The 22,021-nt window shown below is 57.2% G+C and carries 20 protein-coding genes and 1 riboswitch; of the genes, 11 read left to right on the top strand and 9 right to left on the bottom strand.

Annotated elements, in window-relative coordinates; translation table 11 throughout:
- Nucleotides 1-10: 10 nt before the first annotated feature.
- The 11 genes from RKA07_RS01545 to RKA07_RS01595 are packed head-to-tail and all read left to right on the top strand — an operon-like array spanning nucleotide 11 to nucleotide 8,657.
- On the top strand, nucleotides 11-1,012 hold the full coding sequence (locus tag RKA07_RS01545; protein WP_310965366.1) for an ornithine carbamoyltransferase: 1,002 nt from the start codon (nucleotides 11-13) through the stop codon (nucleotides 1,010-1,012).
- A 33-nt stretch (nucleotides 1,013-1,045) separates the two neighbouring features.
- A complete protein-coding gene (arcC, locus tag RKA07_RS01550; RefSeq protein WP_200201416.1) occupies nucleotides 1,046-1,969 on the top strand; it encodes a carbamate kinase in 924 nt (307 codons plus the stop codon).
- Nucleotides 1,970-1,988: 19 nt separating this feature from the next.
- A complete protein-coding gene (gene atpD / locus RKA07_RS01555; RefSeq protein WP_200201417.1) occupies nucleotides 1,989-3,365 on the top strand; it encodes a F0F1 ATP synthase subunit beta in 1,377 nt (458 codons plus the stop codon).
- Nucleotides 3,362-3,772, top strand: coding sequence for an ATPase (locus RKA07_RS01560; protein WP_200370555.1), 411 nt, complete (start codon nucleotides 3,362-3,364; stop codon nucleotides 3,770-3,772). The genes atpD and RKA07_RS01560 overlap by 4 nt, the downstream gene beginning before the upstream one ends.
- Nucleotides 3,769-4,071: an AtpZ/AtpI family protein gene (locus RKA07_RS01565; RefSeq protein ID WP_200370558.1), complete on the top strand. Its 303-nt coding sequence runs from the start codon at nucleotides 3,769-3,771 to the stop codon at nucleotides 4,069-4,071. Before RKA07_RS01560 ends, RKA07_RS01565 begins: the two co-directional genes overlap by 4 nt.
- Entirely contained in the window at nucleotides 4,068-4,382 is a 315-nt protein-coding gene (locus tag RKA07_RS01570) for an ATP synthase subunit I (RefSeq protein ID WP_227714863.1), read from the top strand. Before RKA07_RS01565 ends, RKA07_RS01570 begins: the two co-directional genes overlap by 4 nt.
- A complete protein-coding gene (locus tag RKA07_RS01575; RefSeq protein ID WP_200363335.1) occupies nucleotides 4,382-5,080 on the top strand; it encodes a F0F1 ATP synthase subunit A in 699 nt (232 codons plus the stop codon). The genes RKA07_RS01570 and RKA07_RS01575 overlap by 1 nt, the downstream gene beginning before the upstream one ends.
- Nucleotides 5,077-5,355 (top strand): F0F1 ATP synthase subunit C, encoded by a 279-nt coding sequence (locus RKA07_RS01580; RefSeq protein ID WP_200201421.1) that lies wholly within the window; start codon nucleotides 5,077-5,079, stop codon nucleotides 5,353-5,355. The genes RKA07_RS01575 and RKA07_RS01580 overlap by 4 nt, the downstream gene beginning before the upstream one ends.
- An 8-nt stretch (nucleotides 5,356-5,363) precedes the next feature.
- Nucleotides 5,364-6,134, top strand: a complete 771-nt coding sequence (locus RKA07_RS01585) for a F0F1 ATP synthase subunit B family protein (RefSeq protein ID WP_200201422.1) — start codon at nucleotides 5,364-5,366, stop codon at nucleotides 6,132-6,134.
- A 35-nt stretch (nucleotides 6,135-6,169) separates the two neighbouring features.
- A complete protein-coding gene (locus RKA07_RS01590; RefSeq protein WP_310965367.1) occupies nucleotides 6,170-7,768 on the top strand; it encodes a F0F1 ATP synthase subunit alpha in 1,599 nt (532 codons plus the stop codon).
- Entirely contained in the window at nucleotides 7,752-8,657 is a 906-nt protein-coding gene (locus RKA07_RS01595; protein WP_310965368.1) for a F0F1 ATP synthase subunit gamma, read from the top strand. Before RKA07_RS01590 ends, RKA07_RS01595 begins: the two co-directional genes overlap by 17 nt.
- A 21-nt stretch (nucleotides 8,658-8,678) precedes the next feature.
- On the opposite strand, the gene bluB is transcribed toward RKA07_RS01595, so the two are convergent.
- The 9 genes from bluB to RKA07_RS01640 all read right to left on the bottom strand — a co-directional run bounded on the left by bluB (nucleotide 8,679) and on the right by RKA07_RS01640 (nucleotide 21,636).
- Complete coding sequence (bluB, locus tag RKA07_RS01600) at nucleotides 8,679-9,350, bottom strand: 5,6-dimethylbenzimidazole synthase (protein ID WP_310965369.1); 672 nt, start codon at nucleotides 9,348-9,350, stop codon at nucleotides 8,679-8,681.
- Nucleotides 9,343-10,854: a cobyric acid synthase gene (locus RKA07_RS01605; protein ID WP_310965370.1), complete on the bottom strand. Its 1,512-nt coding sequence runs from the start codon at nucleotides 10,852-10,854 to the stop codon at nucleotides 9,343-9,345. Before RKA07_RS01605 ends, bluB begins: the two co-directional genes overlap by 8 nt.
- Before the next feature lie 3 nt (nucleotides 10,855-10,857).
- Nucleotides 10,858-11,469 (bottom strand): cob(I)yrinic acid a,c-diamide adenosyltransferase, encoded by a 612-nt coding sequence (cobO, locus tag RKA07_RS01610; protein WP_310965371.1) that lies wholly within the window; start codon nucleotides 11,467-11,469, stop codon nucleotides 10,858-10,860.
- A gap of 102 nt (nucleotides 11,470-11,571) precedes the next feature.
- Nucleotides 11,572-15,768, bottom strand: coding sequence for a cobaltochelatase subunit CobN (locus tag RKA07_RS01615; protein ID WP_310965372.1), 4,197 nt, complete (start codon nucleotides 15,766-15,768; stop codon nucleotides 11,572-11,574).
- Between the two features lie 31 nt (nucleotides 15,769-15,799).
- Complete coding sequence (locus RKA07_RS01620; protein ID WP_310965373.1) at nucleotides 15,800-17,131, bottom strand: cobyrinic acid a,c-diamide synthase CobB; 1,332 nt, start codon at nucleotides 17,129-17,131, stop codon at nucleotides 15,800-15,802.
- 25 nt (nucleotides 17,132-17,156) lie between these two features.
- Complete coding sequence (locus RKA07_RS01625; RefSeq protein WP_310965374.1) at nucleotides 17,157-17,927, bottom strand: ABC transporter ATP-binding protein; 771 nt, start codon at nucleotides 17,925-17,927, stop codon at nucleotides 17,157-17,159.
- A complete protein-coding gene (locus tag RKA07_RS01630; protein ID WP_310965375.1) occupies nucleotides 17,927-18,886 on the bottom strand; it encodes a FecCD family ABC transporter permease in 960 nt (319 codons plus the stop codon). Before RKA07_RS01630 ends, RKA07_RS01625 begins: the two co-directional genes overlap by 1 nt.
- 33 nt (nucleotides 18,887-18,919) lie before the next feature.
- Nucleotides 18,920-19,801 carry a cobalamin-binding protein gene (locus RKA07_RS01635; RefSeq protein WP_310965376.1) on the bottom strand — a complete coding sequence of 294 codons (882 nt, stop codon included), beginning with the start codon at nucleotides 19,799-19,801 and terminating at the stop codon, nucleotides 18,920-18,922.
- A gap of 14 nt (nucleotides 19,802-19,815) precedes the next feature.
- Nucleotides 19,816-21,636, bottom strand: coding sequence for a TonB-dependent receptor domain-containing protein (locus RKA07_RS01640; RefSeq protein ID WP_200201433.1), 1,821 nt, complete (start codon nucleotides 21,634-21,636; stop codon nucleotides 19,816-19,818).
- A 159-nt stretch (nucleotides 21,637-21,795) separates the two neighbouring features.
- Nucleotides 21,796-22,004, bottom strand: a riboswitch (cobalamin riboswitch).
- Nucleotides 22,005-22,021 lie beyond the last annotated feature (17 nt).

The raw sequence follows: 22,021 nt of genomic DNA on the forward strand, positions 1-22,021 counted from the left end.
GACAAAGACCATGGCTTTTAATCTGAAGAATCGTCATTTCCTCACCTTGCGGGACTTTTCCCCGCAAGAAATCGGCTTTCTGCTGAGACTGGCCAAAGACCTGAAAGCGGCCAAATACGCGGGCACCGAGGTGCCCCAGCTGACTGGCAAAGAACTCGCGCTGATCTTTGAGAAGAACTCCACCCGAACAAGGGTGGGCTTCGAGGTGGCTGCTTACGATCAAGGCGCCAGAGTGACCTATCTTGGGCCTTCAGGCACCCACATTGGCCACAAGGAATCGGTAAAGGATACCGCCCGGGTTCTGGGCCGCGTTTATGACGGCATTGAGTACCGGGGTTTCGGCCAGAAAATTGTTGAGGAGCTGGCCGAGTATGCCGGCGTGCCGGTATTTAACGGCCTGACCGACGAGTTTCACCCAACCCAGATTCTTGCAGATTTTTTAACCATGCAGGAACAGGTTGAGAAACCGCTACATGAAGTGGCCTATGTGTATATTGGCGACGCCGCCAATAACATGGGTGACAGCCTGCTGATTGGCGGGGCCAAAATGGGCATGGATGTGCGCTTGTGTGCGCCAAAAGAGTGTTGGCCAAAGCAGTCCATTCAAGACGAAGCCCGGGCTATCGCTCAGGAAACAGGTGCCCGGATCACCATTACTGAAGACGTTGATGCCGCCGTAGCAGGCGTCGATTTTGTGTACACCGATGTGTGGGTGTCCATGGGTGAGCCGAAAGAAAAGTGGGGCGAACGCATTAAGCTGTTAATGCCCTACCAGGTGAACGCCGCCCTGATGGAAAAAACCGGCAACCCGCGAGCCCGCTTCATGCATTGCCTGCCCGCGTTTCACAACACCGAAACCACGGTGGGCAAGGAAATAGAGGCCGAGTTCGGCATTACTGCCATGGAAGTGACGGATGACGTTTTCGAAAGCCCCGCCTCCATCGTGTTTGATCAGGCGGAAAATCGCATGCACACCATCAAGGCAGTGCTGGTAGCCACACTTGGGGCCTGATACTGGCTCCAACTGCTGAAAAGGATGCACAGGATGCTGATTGTTGCAGCTCTGGGCGGTAACGCCCTCTTAAAGCGCGGCGAACCGTTAACCGCCAAGACTCAGCGCACCAACGTGAAAATTGCTGCGAAATCACTGGCCAAACTGGTACAGGCCGGACATGAGCTGGTGATTACCCACGGCAACGGCCCCCAGGTGGGGTTGCTGGCATTGCAGGGCGCGGCATACAAGCCTGAGGAAGCCTACCCGCTGGATGTGCTGGGCGCGGAGACCGGTGGCATGATCGGTTATATGATCGAGCAGGAGATGGAAAACGCCCTCAACCATAGCCGTCCTGTGGCAACCCTGCTCACCCAGGTGGTGGTTGACCGGGAGGATCCGGCCTTCAAAAATCCCACCAAATTTATCGGCCCGGTCTACGATAAGGCAGAAGCCGAATCCCGGGCAGCAGCAGCCGGCTGGCACATTGCGGCCGACGGCGACAAATGGCGCAGAGTCGTACCCTCCCCTGCACCTAAAGAAATACCCGACATGCGGGTACTGAAACTGCTACTGGATCAGGGGGTAATTATCATCTGCACCGGAGGTGGTGGCATTCCGGTGCTACGCCGTAACGACGGCAGCATGACCGGTGTAGAAGCCGTGATTGACAAGGATGCCGCCAGCGCTTTACTGGCGCGCGAGCTAAAAGCCGATGCCCTGCTGCTTTTAACCGACGTGGATGCTGTGTATAAAGATTTCAATACACAGGCTGCAACCCCGGTTCGTAAAATCACACCGGAACATGCCCGCAGACTCGATGTACCAGCGGGCTCCATGGGGCCAAAGGTGGCGGCGGCCTGCAATTTCGCCGACACTGGAGGTGTCAGTGGCATTGGCCGACTGGAGGATGCACTCGATATTCTGGGTGGGCGCGCAGGCACACTCATCAGCAAAGACGCCACTCATAACACTTAATCACTCGGGCCCGTTATTCATGTCGGATCAGATCGTTGATGTTGGACAGGTTGTAGGCGTTCGCGGCGGCGTTGTCGATGTGAAGTTTCCGGCAACCTCACCCCGTATTCAAGATCTGGTTTACGCTGGCAGCCTGGCGATGGAAGTAACCTCGCTCCTGGAAAATGGTGCCGTGCGCTGCATGGCGCTGGCACCGGTGCGTGGGCTGGGCCTGGGAATGCCAGTAAAAGCGACAGGGGCTGCAATTCAGGTACCGGTGGGTGATACGGTGCTGGGGCGCATGCTCAACGTGTTTGGTGAGCCTATCGACGACAAGCCCGCCCCTGCCGCCACAGAGCGGCGATCCATTCATCAGCCCCCACCGGCATTGGAAGATCGCGTCATCCACAGCGATATTCTGGAAACCGGCATCAAGGCCATCGATTTGCTCTCCCCCATTGAGCGCGGCGGTAAGACCGGGCTGTTCGGCGGTGCCGGCGTGGGTAAAACCGTGCTGATTACCGAGCTGATCAACAACACGGTTCAACATTATCAGGGCGTAAGCCTGTTCTGCGGCATTGGCGAGCGCTCGCGGGAAGCGGAAGAGCTTTACCGCGAGATGGGCGATGCCGGTGTGCGGGATAAAACCGTGATGCTGTTCGGGCAGATGAACGAAGCCCCGGGTGTGCGGTTTCTGGTAGGCAAAACCGCACTCACCATGGCGGAGTACTTCCGCGACGTGCAGAAACAGGATGTACTGCTACTCATCGATAATATTTTCCGCTTTGTGCAGGCGGGCTCGGAAGTTTCGGGGCTGATGGGTCGCATGCCTTCCCGGGTGGGCTACCAGCCCACGCTGGCCACCGAACTGGCAACGCTGCAGGAACGCATCACCTCTACCCGCAACGGCGCTATCACCTCTATTCAGGCGGTTTACGTGCCTGCTGATGACTTCACCGACCCGGCCGCGGCGCACATTTTCTCGCACCTTTCCGCCTCGGTGGTGCTGTCGCGCAAGCGTGCCAGTGAGGGCCTTTACCCGGCGGTGGACCCCCTCGGTTCTGCCTCGGTTATGCTGACTCCGGCCATCGTTGGCCAGCGCCATTACGACATTGCCCGGGCGGTAAGGCGCACCCTGGCCGAGTACGAAGATCTACGCGACATTATTGCCATGCTGGGCATGGAAGAGCTCTCAGCCGCCGACCGGGCCACAGTAGCGCGAGCGCGGCGGCTTGAGCGTTTTCTCACACAACCGTTTTTCACCGTCGGCGCGCTGACCGGCGACAGCGGCAGGCGCGTGTCGATCAAGGACACGTTGGACGGTTGCGAAACCATCTTGAATCAGAGCGAGTTTCACGATAACGAAACTGACTACTACATGATTGGCTCCCTGAAGGATCTGGAGAAAAAACCATGAGCCTTGCCGAAGCCATGCAGGTAACACTGCGCCTGCCAACCCGAACCCTGTTCGAAGGCAGCGTGCAGCGGCTATTCGCCACCGCGCAAAACGGTGCTTTCGGCATGCTTCCGAACCATACGGATTTTGTGACGGCGCTGGTGCCCTCGGTGCTGATTCTCACATCAGCCGACGGCACCGAAGCCTTCTTTGGTGTGGACGAAGGTGTGCTGATGAAAAAAGGCCACCAGGTAGACATCGCCATACGCCGAGGCGTTCAGGGCAAGGATCTCGAATCCCTGAACGAAACCATTCAGGCTGCGTTTATCGAAGTGGATGAGGAAGAGCGGGTTGCACGCTCGGCTTTGTCCCGGCTGGAAGCAGGGATAGTACGTCGGTTTGGCGACTTGCGGAAACCCTCGGTATGAGCCCAAAAAACGATCGCTCAGCAGAAGACATACGGCGCAGTGCCGAGCGCATGAAGCGCGCAAGGGATGAGCCCGGAGTTAGCCCCCTGCGCGGGCTTGGTGCCTTTGGAATCATCGGCTGGTCGATTGCAGTGCCCACCGTGGGGGGCGCTTTCCTGGGATTGTGGCTGAACGACGTAGCACCACAGAACTTTTCCTGGCCCATTGCCCTGATTCTGGGTGGCGTGGTTGCAGGAGGCATCATTGCCTGGAGCTGGATCGAACGGGAAGGGCCAGACCGCAAGGGAGACAAACGTTGATAATTGTAGATTGGCCAGCGGTATTGCTGGGGTTTTCATTTGGTTTACCCGTCAGTGCGCTGTTCTTCATAGGGCTGGCCTGGGGTATGCGACGCGCCCTGGGCTCTGACCGGCCCGGCCTCTGGCTGATGGCCAGCTCGTTTTGCCGGATTGCAATGCTGCTTGGTGTTGGTTTTCTGGTAACGGCTTACGCTGACAGTAACTGGGCCATCGCCGGCTACGCATTGGCGTTTTTCCTGGCGCGGCTGGTGGCCGTGCTCTGGGCCAGAATCAGCAAGGCACCCGCAACGGCTACACAGGAGGGCGCATAATGCAGCTTACCCCGGATGACATTATCGTTTTTACGCTGGCCGGCTGGGAGGTTAACGCCACCATCGTTAACACCTGGATCGTGATGGCGTTGCTGGTGGGTATTTCCATGCTGATTACCCGCAACCTCCGGCCAGATGTACCGCCCAATCGCTGGCGCACCTCGCTGGAAGTGATCGTAAAGCTGATTCAAGGCCAGATCGAAGAGGTAACCCGGAACTCCGCACGCCACGTGATGTACTTTGCCGGCACCCTGTTCCTGTTCATCGCTTTATCAAACCTGATGCTGGTGGTACCCGGGTTTTCACCGCCCACATCGTCGCTATCCACCACAGCGGCACTGGCCTTGTCTGTGCTGGTGGCGGTACCGGTGTTCGGCATCGCCAGTGGAGGCGTAGGGCATTATCTCAAAACCTTTATCGAGCCCTCGGTCATCATGTTGCCATTCAACATCATCGGCGAGTTCTCCCGGGGCATCTCGCTGGCCATCCGTCTTTACGGCAACGTAATGAGCGGGGCGGTTATTGCGGCCATCCTGCTTACCGTCGCGCCGTTTTTCTTCCCGGTGGTCATGGACATGCTTGGCTTGTTAACCGGCATGATTCAGGCCTATATATTCGCGATTCTTGCTACCGTTTACATTTCATCTGCCACGGCAGAACCAGACGCTCCAGCGCTCAAAAAAGAGGATAAGTCATGACCGATCTAGCCATTATTGCGGCCATTTCGATATTTACCGCGGGTTTTACCATTGCCATCGGCGCCATTGGCCCGGCACTGGGTGAAGGGCGAGCCGCCGCCGCTGCGATTGCCGCCATTGCACAGCAACCGGATGCAGCGCCAACTCTGTCACGAACCCTGTTCGTGAGCCTGGCGATGATTGAATCTACCGCCATCTACTGCTTTGTGGTGGCTATGATTCTTATTTTTGCCAACCCGTTCTGGGATGCCATGCAGGTTGCCGCAGGAGGCTAGAGCCGATCATGTCCATTGACTGGATTACCGTTATCGCGCAGATCGCCAACTTTCTGGTGCTGGTGTGGCTGCTGAAGCGCTTTCTCTACCGCCCGATTCTTGATGGCATAGATGCCCGTGAGGCTGAAATAAAGCGCCGCATGGCAGAGGCAGGAGAGGCCGAGAAAAAGGCCCAGGCTGCCGAAGCGGAATTCCGCCAGCAGCAAAAACAGCTGTTGTCGGATCAGGATGCTGTGGTCAAACAGGCCCTGAGGGAATCGGAAGATCAGCGCGACAGCCTGCTGGCCGAAGCTCGCGCCAAGCTGGAGCAGGAACAGCAAGACTGGCACAAGCACCTTGAGCGTGAACGCCAGAAGTTCACCGCACAGCTGCAGCGTACCGGCGAAGAAACCCTGCTGGAGCTGACCCGCAAAGCACTGCGGGATCTTGCGGATGAATCCCTGGAAGAGGCTATCGTTCGCCATGTAAGCGCGCGTTTGCGGCCTATTGCTGGCGAACTCTCGGATGCTGCCGGCGACAGCAAGGAGGCGGTAGCAACCACACGCGACACCTTGCCCGAAGCGGCACAGGCGCTGCTGCTTGCTGACGTTAAAAGCTTGCTACCAGGCATCAACCTGCGCTTTGAAAGCGACCCGCAACAGTCGCCAGGCCTGGTTCTGCGGGTTGGCGGCGCACAGGTAGCCTGGACTGTGGACAGCTATACCGAAGAATTTGATGCGCTGCTAAACGAGCGCATGGCTGCGGGTGCTTCCGGGCGCATTCAGCCGGCGGGCACATAAACCCGGTTGTGCATAAAAAGGATAGATTAAACGCTATGGCCGACACCGATCACAGTGCTCCGAAAAACCGCTCTCCATCACAGCCCCAATCGCACGCTGAATTGCATTCAGCCGGGCAGTTCGAGACATGGCGGGAATCCCTGCTGGCAGCGCCTATGCCAGCACCGGTAATAACCGAAGTAGGCCGTGTAACCGAAGTAGGCGATGGCGTTGCAATTGTGACCGGTCTGGCTCGTGCCTTGGCCGATGAGCTGCTGATTTTTGAATGCGGTGTTCAGGGCATAGTGCTGGATCTGGAACCTGGCCGGCTCGGGGTGATTCTGCTTGGTCCTTCCGAGCTGATTACTCTGGGCGAGGATGTGCGCCGCACCCGCAAGGTGGTGAGCGTGCCCGTCGGCCCCGCGTTGCTCGGGCGTGTGGTTGATGCCATGGGCCGCCCGAGGGATGGTTTGGGAGCTATCGCCGCAGTTGCAGAAACCCCCATTGAAGCAGAAGCACCGGGCATTCTCAGCCGCTCAGCTATTTTCCGGCCGCTGGCAACCGGCCTTAAAGCCATTGATGCTGCCGTACCTGTAGGCCTCGGCCAACGCGAGTTGATCATCGGTGATCGCCAAACCGGCAAGACCTCCATCGCCATAGACACCATGCTCAACCAATCGCGCTCAGATGTTGTCTGCATCTATTGCGCCATTGGCCAGCGTGGCGATGCTGTATCCCGAGTTATTGCAGCATTGAAAAAGGGCGACATGCTGGCCCGCAGCATCGTGATGTCGGCCGGTGACGAAGAAACACCAGGGCTGGCTTACATAGCGCCCTACTCCGCCATGGCCATGGCAGAGTACTTTTCCGATCAGGGCCGGGATGTGCTGGTGATTTTTGATGACCTTACCCACCACGCCCGCTCCTACCGCGAGCTATCATTGCTGTTGCGCCGGCCACCAGGGCGCGAAGCCTTCCCCGGCGATATTTTCTACGTGCATGCCCGCCTGCTGGAACGGGCCGGCCAGTTTACTCAGGAAGCCGGTGGTGGCTCGATTACCGCCTTGCCGGTGGTGGAAACCCAGGCGGAGAACCTGTCGGCCTACATTCCCACCAACCTGATCTCCATCACCGATGGGCAGATCTACCTGTCGCCACGACTGGTGCGCCGTAACCAGTTCCCGGCCGTGGATCTGGGCCTGTCCGTTTCTCGCGTAGGCGGCAAAGCGCAAAGCCGCACCCTTCGCGAAGTAGCCGGCAACTTGCGGGTTACCCTGTCGCAATTTGAAGAATTGGAAGACTTCGCCCGCTTCGGTACACGCCTGGACGACACCACCCGCGCCCGCCTCACCCGTGGCGCTGCCGTTCGCACCGCCTTGCGCCAGGCCGAGCGTGACCCCATGCCCCCCGCCGAGCAACTGGCGGTTTTGATTGCCGCAATGGAAGGGCTTTTCGATGCCTTGCCGGAAGAACAACTGAGCGGTGCCATGGACCGCATTCGTGCCGCTGCCCGGAAACACTTCCAGTTTATCGACGAGCGTATCAGCGAAAACAAGGGGTTGAGCAAAGAAGACCGCGAACGGATTATCACAACCGCTCGCACCGCACTGTCTGCGAACCGCTCAGACGAGGTCAGCCATGGCCCAGACGCTTGAGACGCTGACCCGGCACAGCGACACCCTGACGAGCATTCGCGGCATCGTTCACACCATGAAAACCCTGTCGGCGATTAACGCGGCACCTTATGAACACGCGGCCCGCTCGATTGAGGCCTATCACCAGACCATATTGCAGGGCTTTGCCGCCTTCGCTTATCGAACTGGTGGTATCAACCTGCGACAGGAAAATGCTGTGGAGCATCTGGTCATCGTGTTCGGCTCCGACCACGGCCTCTGCGGCAATTACAATGAGGTGCTTGCAGAAGTGGTGCAGCAACATTGCCAGAGCCAAACGATCGGCAAGCAACGCCTGCTCTGTATCGGCGCGCAAATGAACGATGCTCTGGATGATCAGGACCTGCTGCCAGAAGCTGTCTTGCTGCCACCGGCGTCTGCGGATGGCATAGGCCGCCTTGCTGGCGATATAGTTACCCGCATAGACCGTTTTAGCCGAGGCCAACCGTTGCATCATCTGGCCGTCACTCTGGCGTTTACCCAGCGCGGCGAACACGGCACGCGGGAACCGACAATACAGAGCCTTCTTCCGCTTGCACCCTCACTACTCGAGCGTAAAACACACTGGGGTTCACGCTCACTTCCGGATTACACCATGGAAGCGGACGCGCTGTTGTCATCCCTGATTCGCAGCCATATTTTTGCCAGCGTTTTCCGGGCCTCGGCAGAAGCCATGGTGACAGAGAACTCCGCCCGGCTGGCTTTGATGCAGCAGGCGGAGCAATCGGTGGATGAGCGCATTGAGGTGGTGGAGGGGGAGCTTCGATCGGTGCGGCAAACGGAGATCACCAACGAGTTGATGGACGTGATTATCGGGTTTGAGGCGTTGAAAAAGCCGAAGAAGCGGGTGGTTTCTGAGCAACCGCAATAAGGCCCAAATTGCGCCCCAAGGTCACCAAATCAGGGGCTTCCCCCAGCCATTTCCATGCACCAACTCTTCCAGCGGCAGGCGTGAGCGCCAGCCTTTGGTCTCCAGCTCCGGCTTGTCCAGAAACTCACTGACATAACCCAGACACAAATACGCCAGCGGGTAGACGTTTTCCGGCAGGTTCAGAATATCGGCCAGTCTGGTTTGATCGATAATACTGACCCAACCCACACCGATGCCTTCCGCCCGCGCCGCCAGCCAGAGGTTTTGTACGGCAAGGCAGGTACTGAACAGATCCATATCCACAATGGAGTTACGCCCAAGCACATGGGCGCCACCGCGGCTGCGATCACAGGTAATACACAGATTCATCGGGCTTTCAGTAATGCCCTGCAGTTTCAGGCTGCGATAGGTTTGCTGGCGCTCCCCGGTGTAATTGTCTGCGGCTTTTGCGTTTTCTTCATTGAAGCTGGCCAGTACCTCCTCGCGAACTTCCAGACTGTCGATCAGGATAAAGTCCCAAGGCTGCATAAAGCCCACGGAAGGCGCGTGGTGCGCGGCTTTCAGGAGCCTCATCAGCACTGGCTTCGGAATCGGGTCTGGTAGAAACTGTGAGCGCACATCGCGGCGTTCGTATATGGCACGGTAGAGTCCGGCGCGCTCGCTGTCACTGAAGCTGTTATCTGAATTACTCATTGTGCCTGGTGTCCTCCGGGGTGAACGCTATCGGGCTCAGGTTCAGCAGTTCGCGCAACCACGCGGTATCGAGATGCTGCTCTATCTGATCCGCCAATCGGTCCAGTTGCTCCATGCGATGCTGCTGATAATCCACCGCAGCGCCCGACTGATTCAACCCGGCCCAGTGCAGGATTGCATCACAGGCGGTGGGCTCGTCGAATATCCCATGCACGTAGGTTCCGGCGATCTGGCCGTCAGTACTCATCGCGCCCTCGTTGCTGCCATTTATCCGGCCCAGCGGGCGCGTCAGAGCCGCTCCCTCACTCACGCCGTTGTGCATTTCGTATCCGCTGAAACTGGCCTCTACCTGCGCAGAATCCGTTGCCGTCAGGTTTAGCACGCCCTGCACGTTTTTCAGTTGTTTACCGGCCACCATTTTGGTGGACATTTCCAGCAAGCCCAAGCCATCCGTTTTGCCCGGGTCGCCTTCCAGCCCATCTGGGTCAGTCACCTGCTTACCCAGCATCTGGAAACCGCCACAGATACCGAACACCTTGCCGCCGTAGCGCAGATGTTTACGAATGGCTTGCGCCCAGCCTTGGCTGTGCAAAAAGTCCAAATCTGTGCGGGTGCTTTTACTGCCGGGAAGTATGATTAAATCCGCCGGAGGAATAGGCTGATCCGGCCCGATGAACTGCAGATTTACACCCGGGTGCAACCGAAGCGGGTCAAAATCGTTGTGGTTGCTAATGCGCGGCAATACCGGCACAACCACATTGAGTGCTCCGGCTTCGCTGGTGCCGGATGTGCCTATGCTGTCTTCAGAATCCACAATCAGGCCGTGAAGATAGGGCAGCACGCCAATGACCGGTTTTCCGGTGCGCTCGCTCAACCAGTCCAGGCCCGGTTCCAGCAAGCCGATATCACCGCGAAAGCGGTTAATAATAAAGCCTTTGGTACGCTGCTGTTCGCTGGCAGAAATCAGCTCCAGAGTGCCCACCAACTGGGCAAACACACCGCCCCGATCGATATCGCCCACCAACAGCACCGGGCAATCCGCCGCTTCCGCAAAGCCCATGTTGGCGATGTCGTTGGCCCGCAGGTTAATCTCCGCCGGGCTGCCAGCGCCTTCGGCAATGATTACATCGTAGCGTTCGCTGAGTGAACGCCAGGCGGCCATCACCGCCTCCATGGCTTCGGCTTTGTAGGCGTGATAATCCAGCGCATCCATATTGCCGTGCACTTGCCCACGCAAAATCACCTGGGCACCACAGTCACTTTGTGGCTTCAGCAAAACCGGGTTCATATCGCTGTGTGGTTCAAGGCCACACGCCAGCGCCTGTAGCGCTGTTGAACGGCCAATTTCGCCACCATCAATGGTGACCGCACTGTTCAATGCCATATTTTGCGGCTTGAACGGTGCCACCGATACGCCCTGCCGAGCCAACCAGCGGCACAGGGCCGCAACAACGGTGGTTTTGCCGGCGTCGGAGGTGGTGCCCTGGATCATGAGGGTGGTCATGGGTTAGAGCTCAACGCCTTTTTGTGCCTTGATGCCCTGATCCTTGAAAGCGTGTTTGACCACACCCATTTCTGTCACCGTATCCGCAATATCAATCAGCTCCTGCGGGGCGTTGCGGCCAGTAACCACCACATGCTGCATCTCCGGTCGAGCCTGCAGGTCGTCCAGTACACGGTCCAGATCAATGTAGTCGTACTTCAGGGCGATATTGAGCTCATCCAGCAAAATCAGGTCGTAGCTGTCGTCTTTCAGCATGCCCGCAACGATATCCCATGCAGCATTGGCCGATGCCACATCCTGCTCGCGATTCTGGGTTTCCCATGTGTAGCCCTGGCCCATTACGTAGTAATCCACATTGGGCAGGTTCCGAAAGAACGCCTCTTCGCCAGTACTGAAGGCGCCTTTGATAAACTGCACAATGCCAACTTTCATACCGTGGCCAAGGGCGCGGGCCACCATGCCGAAACCGGAGCTGCTTTTGCCTTTGCCCGGGCCGGTAAGCACCAGCAATATGCCCTGTTCTTTCTGAGCTTTCGCAATGCGCTCCTGCATGATTTTTTGTTTGGCGGCCATGCGTTTGGCGTGGCGTTCGGGGTCTTTTGCGCGTTCACGCATGAGTATTCTCCGTGTCATTATGGAATGTCAGCCCTAGGCTGCGAACAATCGTTGCCAGCCGCTCCTGCACCGAGAGGCCAACGATAGGCAACAAATATGGTTTCAACATGAAGACACCAGCGTCCCCTGCTTCTGACAGTCATTGCTCGCGCCGTGCACGAACGGATAAATCGTAGACCCTCCCTTACGGGCCGAATCGAAAGCCTCCCGCTGTTGCGGGTCTAACTGGCCCGCAACCCAGTCCATCAAAGGATGGTCCGGGCGAGTGTGGCCGCTTCCGGGCAAGCCATGGTCAATGATATTGCCGGCGAAATCACGCACGAGGGACTTCAGGGTGAACACATTCACTTCCCAGAAACCACGCTTGGCTGCCAGTAGGGCAATGGCCTGCATATGGGTCTTTACATGAACATTGTGCCCCTCTGCCAAGAAGTCACTCAGGCCCAGCCCGTGGCGATCCTGAAAATACACCTCATTAATTTCATCCCAGACGCTCGAGCGAAGCACCTGTGGACTGGTAATCTGCCAGCCCCAAAGGTTATCCAGAAAATCGCTGCCCATGGTGCGCGCACCGGCATACCCATGCTCCATCAACGGCGCGAGCCATTGGGGATTCAAATTTCGGGCACGAAGCTCAACCTGCAGTGCCCGCTGAAGCGAGTCCACTGTTGGGTTCTTCGGATCCTTGTACTGTAAAACCATATTCTCCGGCGGCTCACCCCGCAAATGTTCCACCGCATTGGACAACCCGCCCTGGAAGTCAAAGCCGTCATCATTATCAAGCAGGCCATACAAATGGCTGGATCGTCCCAGATAGGTTTTGTCTACGGAAAGCAGCTGGCGATCAAAGGCCTCGTGCGCAGGTTCACCTAGGCTTTCTTTACCGTAAACATGCCCCATTCGACGACGATAGGCTTCGCCCAGTTGCTGCCGCCCCTGCCATGCGCCAGTGCGGGTAGCCAGCCGGTTCACCCCAGCTCCATAAGATCCCGGCGCTGCGCCAAACACCCGGTAGGCCGCCTGATGTCCTGCATCCTGTGGCGACTGCCCGGCAGCTAAGAGAACCCGAGTATCAGCCACCCAGCGTGCGGCCACACCATTGATTTCCAGCGATTCGCTACCGCGTTCTTGCAGGGCTACCGGTAAGACCTGCAAGGCCTGATCGAGTGCGGGCACCAAATCCGGGTGCTCAGTCGCTATGGTTTTTGCGGCGGCCGCCAGCGCGTACCGAGAAGCCAGATCCAGCCACTCCAGCTTGCTTCCGTATAGATCCCGGAAAAGCCCGGATGTGGTAAAGAGCACGTTACGCCGAACCGGGTTATCTGTGCCCGGTCCTGCGGGTAGTCGCTCCAGACCATTAACAATGCCACGGCTGTTCCACGCCGGGCGGATACCCATAAGTTTCAGGCCGAAGGCAATCATTACGCCTTCGTCCCGCACCGTGTCCGACGCCCAGAGAACCAATGCATCACTTTCGTTACTTTGTCGGGTGCCCGTTTTTTCTGCTTTTGCGGCTAGATCCTCGGCCAGTGACCAGGCCACTCGCGTCGGAATCAGGTCGTCAGACAACGTATGAAAATTTCTCCCCGTTGGCAAGACTTCTGGAGTTCGCAGCGGGTCGTTGCCATGCCCGGGTGCTACAAAACGACCATCAAGCGCGTTCAGCCAGCTCGTCCGTTCAGCCGCTGGTGACATCGCCAACCTCTGTCGCCAGCTCGGTTCTGGCTTACCTGACTGGCTCGCCATTGAGGTCAGCATCGTGTCCAGCATCTCGTCGGTCCAGTCCTGCCCAAACACATGCAACCCCAGAGGCATAAAATGCTCCTGAATGTCCGTCACATAGTGCCCGGCTTCGTGAACCAGTAGCTCGGGCGACAGCTCTTCTATCGAAACTTCATCCGCGGAAAGCCCCATTTCATTGGCAATTTCCTGTTCGATATCGTCGCCGATATCCAGCAGCAAGATTTTCTCGCGTAGCATTTGCAGCGCCCGCTCACGGGTTGGGCTATCAGGATCGGTCGCCGACTCCCAAGTCTCCACCAACTGCCTTATTTCAAGCAGGTCGTCGTACAATTCAGTAACCGCTAGGGGCGGTGTCAGATGACTGATCATCACGCCCAGCGCACGCCGTTTGGCCTGAATGCCTTCACCAACGCCATCGACGATGTAGGGGTAGATCAATGGCAGGTTACCCCCCAGCAAATCAGGGTAATCATCCTCAGTCAGGCCAGCGCGACGCCGTGGCAGGAATTCACGGGTGGAATGCCGCCCCACGTATACCAGCGCATCGACCTTATAGTGGTCTCTCAACCAATGGTAGAAGCCCACATATTGGTGCGTTGGTGGGAAAGTGGTATTCGCGTGCAGCAGCTCTTCATCCACCTCCCAGCCTCTCGGTGGCTGGGGCCCAATGAAAATATTCCCGAATCGCAGGCCGGGGAAGATCAAGCGGTCGTCCACCACCATCGACAGCCCCGGCGCTTCACCCCAGCCTTTCAGCCCCGGTATGCCCGTATCGGCCAATAAAGCTCGCTGTTCGTTCAATTCGCTTTTATGCCCACCTTCTTTTAGGCGCTGGCTCCACAATGCTTCGTATTGATCAAGCTGGGCGAGAGCTGCGGGCCGGTTCGGGTGTTGTACATGCTCGATTAAATTCCGCAGATCCTTAACGCCGCGATCCAAAATGCCTAGGGCCAAGTCCTGCTCCCCTAATTGATGCGCTTGTTCCAAGCGTTCATGCAAATACCCCAGCGGACCGTGGGTTATTTCTTGCTGCACAACGTTTGGTAGAGATTGCAGATAACCCTGGTAGGTTTGCGCGCTCATCGAAGGGACCCCAGTCGCCATTTCCTTCATCGAGCGCGGGTCATCTGGCAGACTAACCCCGCGCTGTTGAACCAGGTCGAGCAAGGCTTCCGGGCTGTCAGGTAGGGGGCCGGTGCTGTACCCCTCGGCTTTTAGCCAGCTCAGCATTTGGAACAGTGAAGCTGGAACATCCAGGTTGTCCGCGCCTATGTTCTGGCGCCCGGGGGGATGGTTGTAATAAACAATAGCCACCCGTTTGTCGGCATTATCTTTGGTTTGCAGCAACTGCCAACGCTGAAGGCGTTCAGCCAATGCAGCCACACGGTTTGGAACCGGTTGTGTCAGCGTCAACGCAACGCCAGTTTGGGGATCGATCTCTTCAGGCTCCGCCGTTGCCAATACCATGGGCTGGCTTACACCCTGAAGTTCCGGCATGGCCAGGTTGTAATGCACCTGATCGGTGGGGATACCATCAACGGAAAGCTGCCATTGATTCCGAGTCCGGGAAGCCAGCCTAAGGCCTTTGATGACAGGCACGTTGAGACGGATCAACTCTTCCGTAACCTCCCGGCGGCCCTCACCTCCGCCAATGGTGAAATCCTGCAGGCTGACAATGCCCGCCAATGTTGCGGGTTTAATCGCTTCTTCGAGCGTGCGCAAGGCATCAAGGCTGGCACCACCCCATCGGGATAGGATTGCAAAACACTGAAGCTCCCGAGCTTCCAAAGCCGCACAGGTATCGTTCAGTAAATCCCGATCTCCCGGCCGGTCTCCGCTGTCCAGATCAAGAACCACGACTACGGGGGCGTCGGTCAGCGTCAGTGCTGAAGCCTCAACGCTCGCTTCACCATTCTGGTAATAACGGATACTGGCGCGGGGCTTGGGCTTTTCGTAATCCATGCCGTGTCCCGCTTTGGCCAACAGCCACCGTATCAGGCCATCCAGATGGTTCGGCGTCCGGCCCTGATAGAAAGCACGGCCTTCCAACCAGTCAGCCTGGCCGGGAAACCGGGCCTGCCGGTTTACCAAATCCTCAGCAGCATCAACTCCGGCTGCCGGCGCGGCGACCAAGGCCTTGAGCCCAGCGGCATCCAGCTCCGCCAATGGCTTTTCTCCATTGAGCTGAGACAGCCGTGAAATACGCCAATCACTGTTGATACCTAGCACTGGCATCTGCCCGGCAGCGTCACCCGCTACGACGACTTTCACCAACCCGGCAAGGCGCTCCACCTGGTCACCAAACACCGCCGCCAGCACGATGGCATCAGCGTTCTTGAGCAACTCGAGCACTTGTTGGTCGCTCTGAGTGGCCAGTTGATCGGGAGTTCGCAGCAACACGCGGTGGTCTGGGTTGTGGTCTAAAAACCGATGAGCGCCCGCGGCCATTTCTGCGGCTGAACGCTCGGAAATAATGCCCACGACGGTAGCAGCCATCACTGAAGGCGCCCCAAAAATTACCGTCATGGCCGCCAGAAATACCTTCAGATATCGCATCCGTGGAAGCCCTTTCACAAATTATGTTTGATTACGAATGATCTTTCTGGGAGTTGCTGGGAAAGATCAGCACCTCTCCGCGGAAAATGGCAGCGACAAGTTCCGGTGCTGACGGGAAGTAACCGTGAAAATAGGTGGCCACGAGAGCGTTCTGACAAAAAACTGCCTCACTGCCCGTGCCCGCCTGCTTTCGAGTTTGGGCAACAGGTTGCCAGGTGGTGTCCAGCGTGGATCGGTGAAAAGTGTGGCCCCGCAACTCGCCTTGTTCCGCCGTCAGGCTGTGCATACCCAGGCCCTGTAGGCGCTTGGCCATAGCTGCGCGCCCCGGTATGAGGCCATACAGCGAATGTACAACGCCTTCTTTATCCGACAATTCTTCCGCGCAGGCCATCAGACCGCCACACTCCGCCAATATCGGCTTACCCGCGTTATGAAAGCCACGAATCGAATTCGCCATCGCGGCATTCTCTGCCAGCGTATTGCCATGCAGCTCCGGGTAACCACCTGGAAGCCAAAGGGCATCTGCGGGCGGCAGCTCCGAGTCTTCCAGCGGGGAGAAATAGTGCAGTTCAGCCCCCATGGCCAGCAACAGCTCGGTGTTGGCGCGATAGATAAAGCTGAAGGCGGCGTCACGAGCGATCGCAATACGAACGCCGGCCAACAGCGCTTTCGGCTTAGTTGCCGGTTCAACGGCGGGAATCTCCACCGCTTTCGGCAATTCGTCGAGCCCCGCCTCTTTCAGCACGTGGGCAGCGTCATCCAGTTTCTGGTCGAGGTTGCCCAGCTCTGCCGGTTGCATCAAGCCGAGGTGCCGCTCGGGTATGTTCATGGCGTCGTTTCTGGGGATAGCCCCTAACAGACGGATTCCTTCAGGTAGCCGTTCCTTCAGCATTTCACCATGCCGTGGGCTACCAATTTTGTTCGCAATCACGTCGTAAACAGACAGCTCTGGGTCAAAGCGAGCAAGCCCCAACACAAGAGCACCAAAGGTCTGAGCCATGCCACTGGCGTCGATCACGGGCAATGCAGGAATACCCATAAGCTTTGCCAGATCAGCACTGGATGGGTCGCCGTCGAACAACCCCATCGCACCTTCAATAAGAATAAGGTCAGCGTCTTGTGCTGCCTCAGCCAATCGCCAGCGACACTCATCTTCTCCGGTCATCCAGGGGTGAAGTTGATAAACGGGGTTTCCTGACGCGACTTCCAGCACCATGGGGTCCAGATAGTCCGGGCCGTGCTTGAACACCCGCACCTCGCGCCCGGCGTTACGATGCAAGCGCGCCAACGCAGCTGTCACCATGGATTTTCCCTGCCCGGAGGCGGGAGCGGTAATCATCACGGCCGGTACGGCTTTACTCATTGGCTTACCATTTTCATAAAGTGAGTCAGGCGGACACTGGTACAAATACGGGGGCACCGTCCGCTTCTACGGTGATCAACTTCTGGTTATACAGTTTCTCAAGTGCCGATGATTCAAGCATTGCGTTAGCTGGCCCCCAACAGGCATCGCCGTTGGTATAGAGCAACAGGACATGGCTACACCAGCGGGCAGCGAGATTCAGATCGTGCAGGCACATAAAAATGGTTTTCCCGTCACGCGCCTGATTCCGAAGCAAGTGCATCACTTTGACCTGATGGTGCAGGTCCAGATGATTGGTGGGCTCATCAAGCAGCCAGACATTCGGGTTTTGGGTCATCAATGTAGCGATAGCGACACGCTGGCGCTCTCCACCCGACAGGGTGTTCAGCAAGCGATCGGACAGGTGATCCACATCCAACGAAGTCAGGGCCTGCTGCGCCCGCGCCTGGTCGTCACCTTGCTCGCTTTCCCAGGGGGATAACCAGGGGTGCCGTCCTATCAGGGCAGTTTCCATAACGGTCGCGGGAAAACTGTCTTGTCGTTCCTGAAACACCAGCCCGATATGACGGGCAATCTCACGGCGCTTCAGGTCTGCTAGCGGTGACTCATTTAACAGTACCTGACCGCTGCGTGCAGGAAGTAAACCCGCGAGGGTGTGCAGCAAGGTGGTTTTGCCGGCACCGTTGGGGCCCAGCACACCCCAGGTTTGGCCAGGTTCAATATCCATATCCAGCGCATAACCGTCAGGCCGTCCCGGTACATTGATAACCAAACCACGGGTGCGCAACGTACTCATCAGCGGCTCCGGTGCAGCAGGTACAGGAAGGTAGGTACGCCCAGCAAAGCGGTAATCACACCCACTGGCAGCTGTTCGGGCGCAATGACCGTGCGCGCCAGAGTATCCGCCAGCACCAATAATGTGCCGCCTGCCAGGGCACAGGCCGGCAGGATAATCCGCTGGTCATTGCCCAGTACCAGCCGAAGCATGTGGGGCACAATCAAGCCCACAAAGCCGATGCTGCCGGCGGTTGTAACAGCCGTTGCGGTCAGCAGGCTGGCGAGTATATAAATCGTCCACTCCAGAGGCCGAACGGATACGCCCAGTGCCGCCGCCTGCATAGGGCCTCGGGCCAGCACATTCAAATTACGGGCAAGGGGCAGAACCAGCACAATGGATAACGCCAACACCATCAACGGCGGCCAGGGTGTGCGGGCATAGGAAACATCACCCATCAACCAGTACAGCATGCCGGGGAGCTTGTAAGAAGGGGTGATAGCCAACATAAGCGTGATAACCGCGCCCCAGCCTGCTGCAACCACTACGCCCGTCAGCAAAAGGCGCGAAGGAGTCCAGCTGCCGGTTCCATGGGCCAGGCCAAATACCAGCACAGTGGCCAGCATAGCGCCGGCAAAGGCAGACCCTGATATCAAAAGAGTTCCCATACCCGTCAGCATGGCCAGCAGAGCCCCCACGGCAGCACCGCCGGACAACCCGAGCACATAGGGATCTGCCAGTGGGTTGCGGAGTAAAACCTGCATGAGAGCGCCGGCAACAGCCAGCAGACCACCGGTAGCAAACGCCGCAAGCGTACGCGGCAAACGCAGCTCCCACAAAAGCGTGCGGTGCAGCGCGTTGCCTTCACCCTGTATAACCGCAATCAGGTCAATGGGAGAGACGGTCACACTGCCCAAAGCCAGGGCCAGTAACACCGCCAGCAAAGCGACAACGCACAGGACAGACAGCGAGCGAATCATTGATCCCGAGCCCGCAAAGATCTGGTCATGGCATTAGTTCTCACGCGCTATATCCAGCTTTTGGCACACAGCCTCGCTGGCTTCAAGAAGCCTTGGCGTAGGCCGGGAGATAGGAGAGGCGGGAATGAAGAACAGGTTACCCCGGGCAACGGCCGTCATACCGGAATAGCTTTTCCAGTGATCAAGTTCGTCATCGCTTGTGCCTTCCACGCTGCCCGTCAGAATGACATGAGGATCGGCAGCAAGCACAACCTCGGCACTGATTCTGGGCACCAGCCGGGGCATATCACCAAACACATTAAGGCCACCACACAGCTGCAGGACCTTGCCAATCAAATGATCATCACTGATGGTCATCAAAGGCGTTTCCCATACCTGATAGAACACCGGTATTGGTTCTACATTGCGGTATTTCTCTGCAATAGCCGCAATACCTGCGCGAAACCGTTGCGCTTCTGCATAGCCTTCTTTTTCCGTTCCAGCCAGAACAGAAAGCCGCTCTATCACGCCAGACACTTGCTCAAACGTTCGCGGTTCAATAGCAAATGTGGTCAGGCCGAGTTCCTGCAGCATTTCCATCTGGGCAGGCGGATTGCCCGTTACCCAGGTGATTACCAGATCAGGTTCGAGGGCCAGCAGGGCCTCAAGGTCTATTCGGGTGTGGTTGCCAACGAGCGGGATTTTCTGTGCAGCGGGCGGATAATCGCTGTGATTAACCACAGCCACCACTTTTTCCCCGGCACCTGCTGCAAACATCAGCTCTGTTGCACCTGGCGACAGGGTTGCTATGCGTTTGGCCGGTTCGGGCAGGCACACCTGCACCCCCCGTCGATCTTCAGCACACACCTCTGCCCACGCCATTGCGGGCAGTGTCAGAAGAGCGCAAAGCAATGCTTTAACCGGCCAGTAGTTCATTAATTAACTCTCGCTCAGCGGAGATCGTAGCGCACGGTAAGCATACCCGTGCGACCCGAAGCGATATACTTTACACCATCAAAACGTTCGGCCGTTGAGTACTCTTTATCCAGTGCGTTCACCAGTGTCAGGCGTGCATTCCAGTCCGGAGCGAAATTCCAGGCCGCACGTAGATCCAAGGTTGCAAAGCCTGCGAGCCGGTTGTTATTCGCCGCGTCGTCGTAACGATCGCCTTCTGCAACCACAGACCCACCGAATGTAAAGTCACTGATCGCCTTGTCCAGATCAATCCGGGCGGTACGACTTGTGATGCGACGGAGCTGATTGCCGGTTTTGCGGTCTTCAGGATCCAGGTAAGTCAGGGCGACAGCCGTGCGCCAGCCGTTGTACTCGTATCCAGCGCTAGCTTCTGCACCCTGAATTCGCGCTCTATCTATGTTGACCCGCGTATCGACAGTACCCACCTGGCCCGAACCAATCAGATTTTCAATGTCCATCTGATAGATTGCCAGGTCCCAGAACCATCTTTCATATGACCCGCTCGCACCTAATTCATAGTTTTCTGACGTCTCGGGTTCCAGATCCGGGTTACCCTGGTAATTGAACGCCAGCGGCCAGTAAAGATCATTAAATGTGGGAGCTCTGAAAGCAGTGCCGTAGCTGGCACGCACACGGTGCGAGCGGTCGAACATATAGCCAAACGCCACGCCGCCAGTTTCTTTGGTTCCGTATGCTTCGTTATCATCACTGCGCAGGCTGAACTGAGCATCAACGGGGCCAAAATTCAGCCGTAGCTGGCTGAACACGGCGGCGTTAGTGCGACTGGTTTCGGAATAATCCTGGGTACTGCTAACTTCGTCCTGTTGGAGCTCGGTACCCACAACCAGTTCATGGACACTATATGTGAAAGTGTTTTCCCACTGGGCCTGCCGCAACCGTGTGTTATAGGTGGTGTCACTAAAGCTGCTGAAGGTATCCGACTCGTCTCTCGATTCCGAAAACTGAATTGACGTTTTCCAGTTGTCATTCACAGGCGTCATAAGCCCAAGGCCAAAGGTTCGGATCATATAATCAATATTGCCACCCTCGTACTCTGTGTTACCTTCAGACTGCAACAGCATTACGCTCGCTTCGCCGCCATTGTCCAGGGCGTGCACTACCCGGCCAAGACCGGCAGTATTGCGGAAACCTTTATCCTCACCGTCTTCAATAATCGCCGTACCATCAGTTTCCTTGTGCAGACCACTCAGACTGAACCTTGTGTTGCCCACGGAGCCTGAAACACCAGCGCTCACTTTTTGGGTATCGAAATTGCCTGCTCCGGCCTCGACCCAACCTCTCTTGCCGTACTTGGGATCAAGCGTAAAGGCCTGAACAACGCCTCCCATGGCATCGGCACCATAAAGTGAACTGCGAGGCCCCCTTACAATTTCAACACGCTCAATCAGGTCTGTTGGAAAGTACTGCCAGGAAGCGCCACCGCTGGTTGCGGAACGGAGTTTTACGCCATCCACAAGCAATACAGTTCCTGCGTTCTGAACACCGCGGGTGTATACACTTGTCGTTTTGCCGAAAGAGCCGTTACCGGTCACGTTAATGCCTGGCTGGCCACGCAAAAGGTCAGTGAAATCCGCAGGAGCTTTGGAACGAACCTCTTCCTCATCAATGACCGTGACCGACGCAAGGCTTTCACCAACCGTTTTCGGCCCCAGCGTTGCGGTAACAACAATGGGATCCAGTTGTGGCGACTCGGCTTCCTGGGCTATGGCTATCGAGAGGGGGTTGAATGCAAAAGGGAGTACCAGAGCACCGGTAATCGATCGGGAAACTTTCATTACATACACTCGCAGTCACACCACGCGCACCCGCATGGTTGATTATTTAGTGCTGCAAAGGGAAGCGTAGCCCGACAAAAAACAGGCTGGAGCATAACAAGGGGTGGGGAAATTCCGTGAGACAGGCCGGTGTTTACCCACCGCAACTGCCCTCCGCAGCGTTCGGTGTGTTTGACAGGCCGGTCTCCGGACTTGTGAGCGTATGCTGATCGGCACAAACCTTCCCATGCTTGCACACAGTGGCATCTTTCTTAGCCGATCACTCACTTACCGTTGCGGGGGCAGTGCCGGACTTTAACCGGCTTCCCGTTTCACTGCTGGGGCGTTGATGATTACGCGACAACAGCACCTACAAACGCAGGGCAAGGCTAACAACGCGTTAATG

It is taken from the genome of Marinobacter xiaoshiensis, assembly GCF_031631795.1.
Taxonomy (GTDB): Bacteria; Pseudomonadota; Gammaproteobacteria; order Pseudomonadales; family Oleiphilaceae; genus Marinobacter; species Marinobacter xiaoshiensis.

Excerpts from the sequence above, each read along its gene's own strand:
- RKA07_RS01545 (WP_310965366.1), top strand. The coding sequence starts at position 11 with ATGGCTTTTAATCTGAAGAATCGTCATTTCCTCACCTTGCGGGACTTT.
- arcC (WP_200201416.1), top strand. The coding sequence starts at position 1,046 with ATGCTGATTGTTGCAGCTCTGGGCGGTAACGCCCTCTTAAAGCGCGGC.
- atpD (WP_200201417.1), top strand. The coding sequence starts at position 1,989 with ATGTCGGATCAGATCGTTGATGTTGGACAGGTTGTAGGCGTTCGCGGC.
- RKA07_RS01560 (WP_200370555.1), top strand. The coding sequence starts at position 3,362 with ATGAGCCTTGCCGAAGCCATGCAGGTAACACTGCGCCTGCCAACCCGA.
- RKA07_RS01565 (WP_200370558.1), top strand. The coding sequence starts at position 3,769 with ATGAGCCCAAAAAACGATCGCTCAGCAGAAGACATACGGCGCAGTGCC.
- RKA07_RS01575 (WP_200363335.1), top strand. The coding sequence starts at position 4,382 with ATGCAGCTTACCCCGGATGACATTATCGTTTTTACGCTGGCCGGCTGG.
- RKA07_RS01580 (WP_200201421.1), top strand. The coding sequence starts at position 5,077 with ATGACCGATCTAGCCATTATTGCGGCCATTTCGATATTTACCGCGGGT.
- RKA07_RS01585 (WP_200201422.1), top strand. The coding sequence starts at position 5,364 with ATGTCCATTGACTGGATTACCGTTATCGCGCAGATCGCCAACTTTCTG.
- RKA07_RS01590 (WP_310965367.1), top strand. The coding sequence starts at position 6,170 with ATGGCCGACACCGATCACAGTGCTCCGAAAAACCGCTCTCCATCACAG.
- RKA07_RS01595 (WP_310965368.1), top strand. The coding sequence starts at position 7,752 with ATGGCCCAGACGCTTGAGACGCTGACCCGGCACAGCGACACCCTGACG.
- bluB (WP_310965369.1), bottom strand. The coding sequence starts at position 9,350 with ATGAGTAATTCAGATAACAGCTTCAGTGACAGCGAGCGCGCCGGACTC.
- RKA07_RS01605 (WP_310965370.1), bottom strand. The coding sequence starts at position 10,854 with ATGACCACCCTCATGATCCAGGGCACCACCTCCGACGCCGGCAAAACC.
- cobO (WP_310965371.1), bottom strand. The coding sequence starts at position 11,469 with ATGCGTGAACGCGCAAAAGACCCCGAACGCCACGCCAAACGCATGGCC.
- RKA07_RS01615 (WP_310965372.1), bottom strand. The coding sequence starts at position 15,768 with ATGCGATATCTGAAGGTATTTCTGGCGGCCATGACGGTAATTTTTGGG.
- RKA07_RS01620 (WP_310965373.1), bottom strand. The coding sequence starts at position 17,131 with ATGAGTAAAGCCGTACCGGCCGTGATGATTACCGCTCCCGCCTCCGGG.
- RKA07_RS01625 (WP_310965374.1), bottom strand. The coding sequence starts at position 17,927 with ATGAGTACGTTGCGCACCCGTGGTTTGGTTATCAATGTACCGGGACGG.
- RKA07_RS01630 (WP_310965375.1), bottom strand. The coding sequence starts at position 18,886 with ATGATTCGCTCGCTGTCTGTCCTGTGCGTTGTCGCTTTGCTGGCGGTG.
- RKA07_RS01635 (WP_310965376.1), bottom strand. The coding sequence starts at position 19,801 with ATGAACTACTGGCCGGTTAAAGCATTGCTTTGCGCTCTTCTGACACTG.
- RKA07_RS01640 (WP_200201433.1), bottom strand. The coding sequence starts at position 21,636 with ATGAAAGTTTCCCGATCGATTACCGGTGCTCTGGTACTCCCTTTTGCA.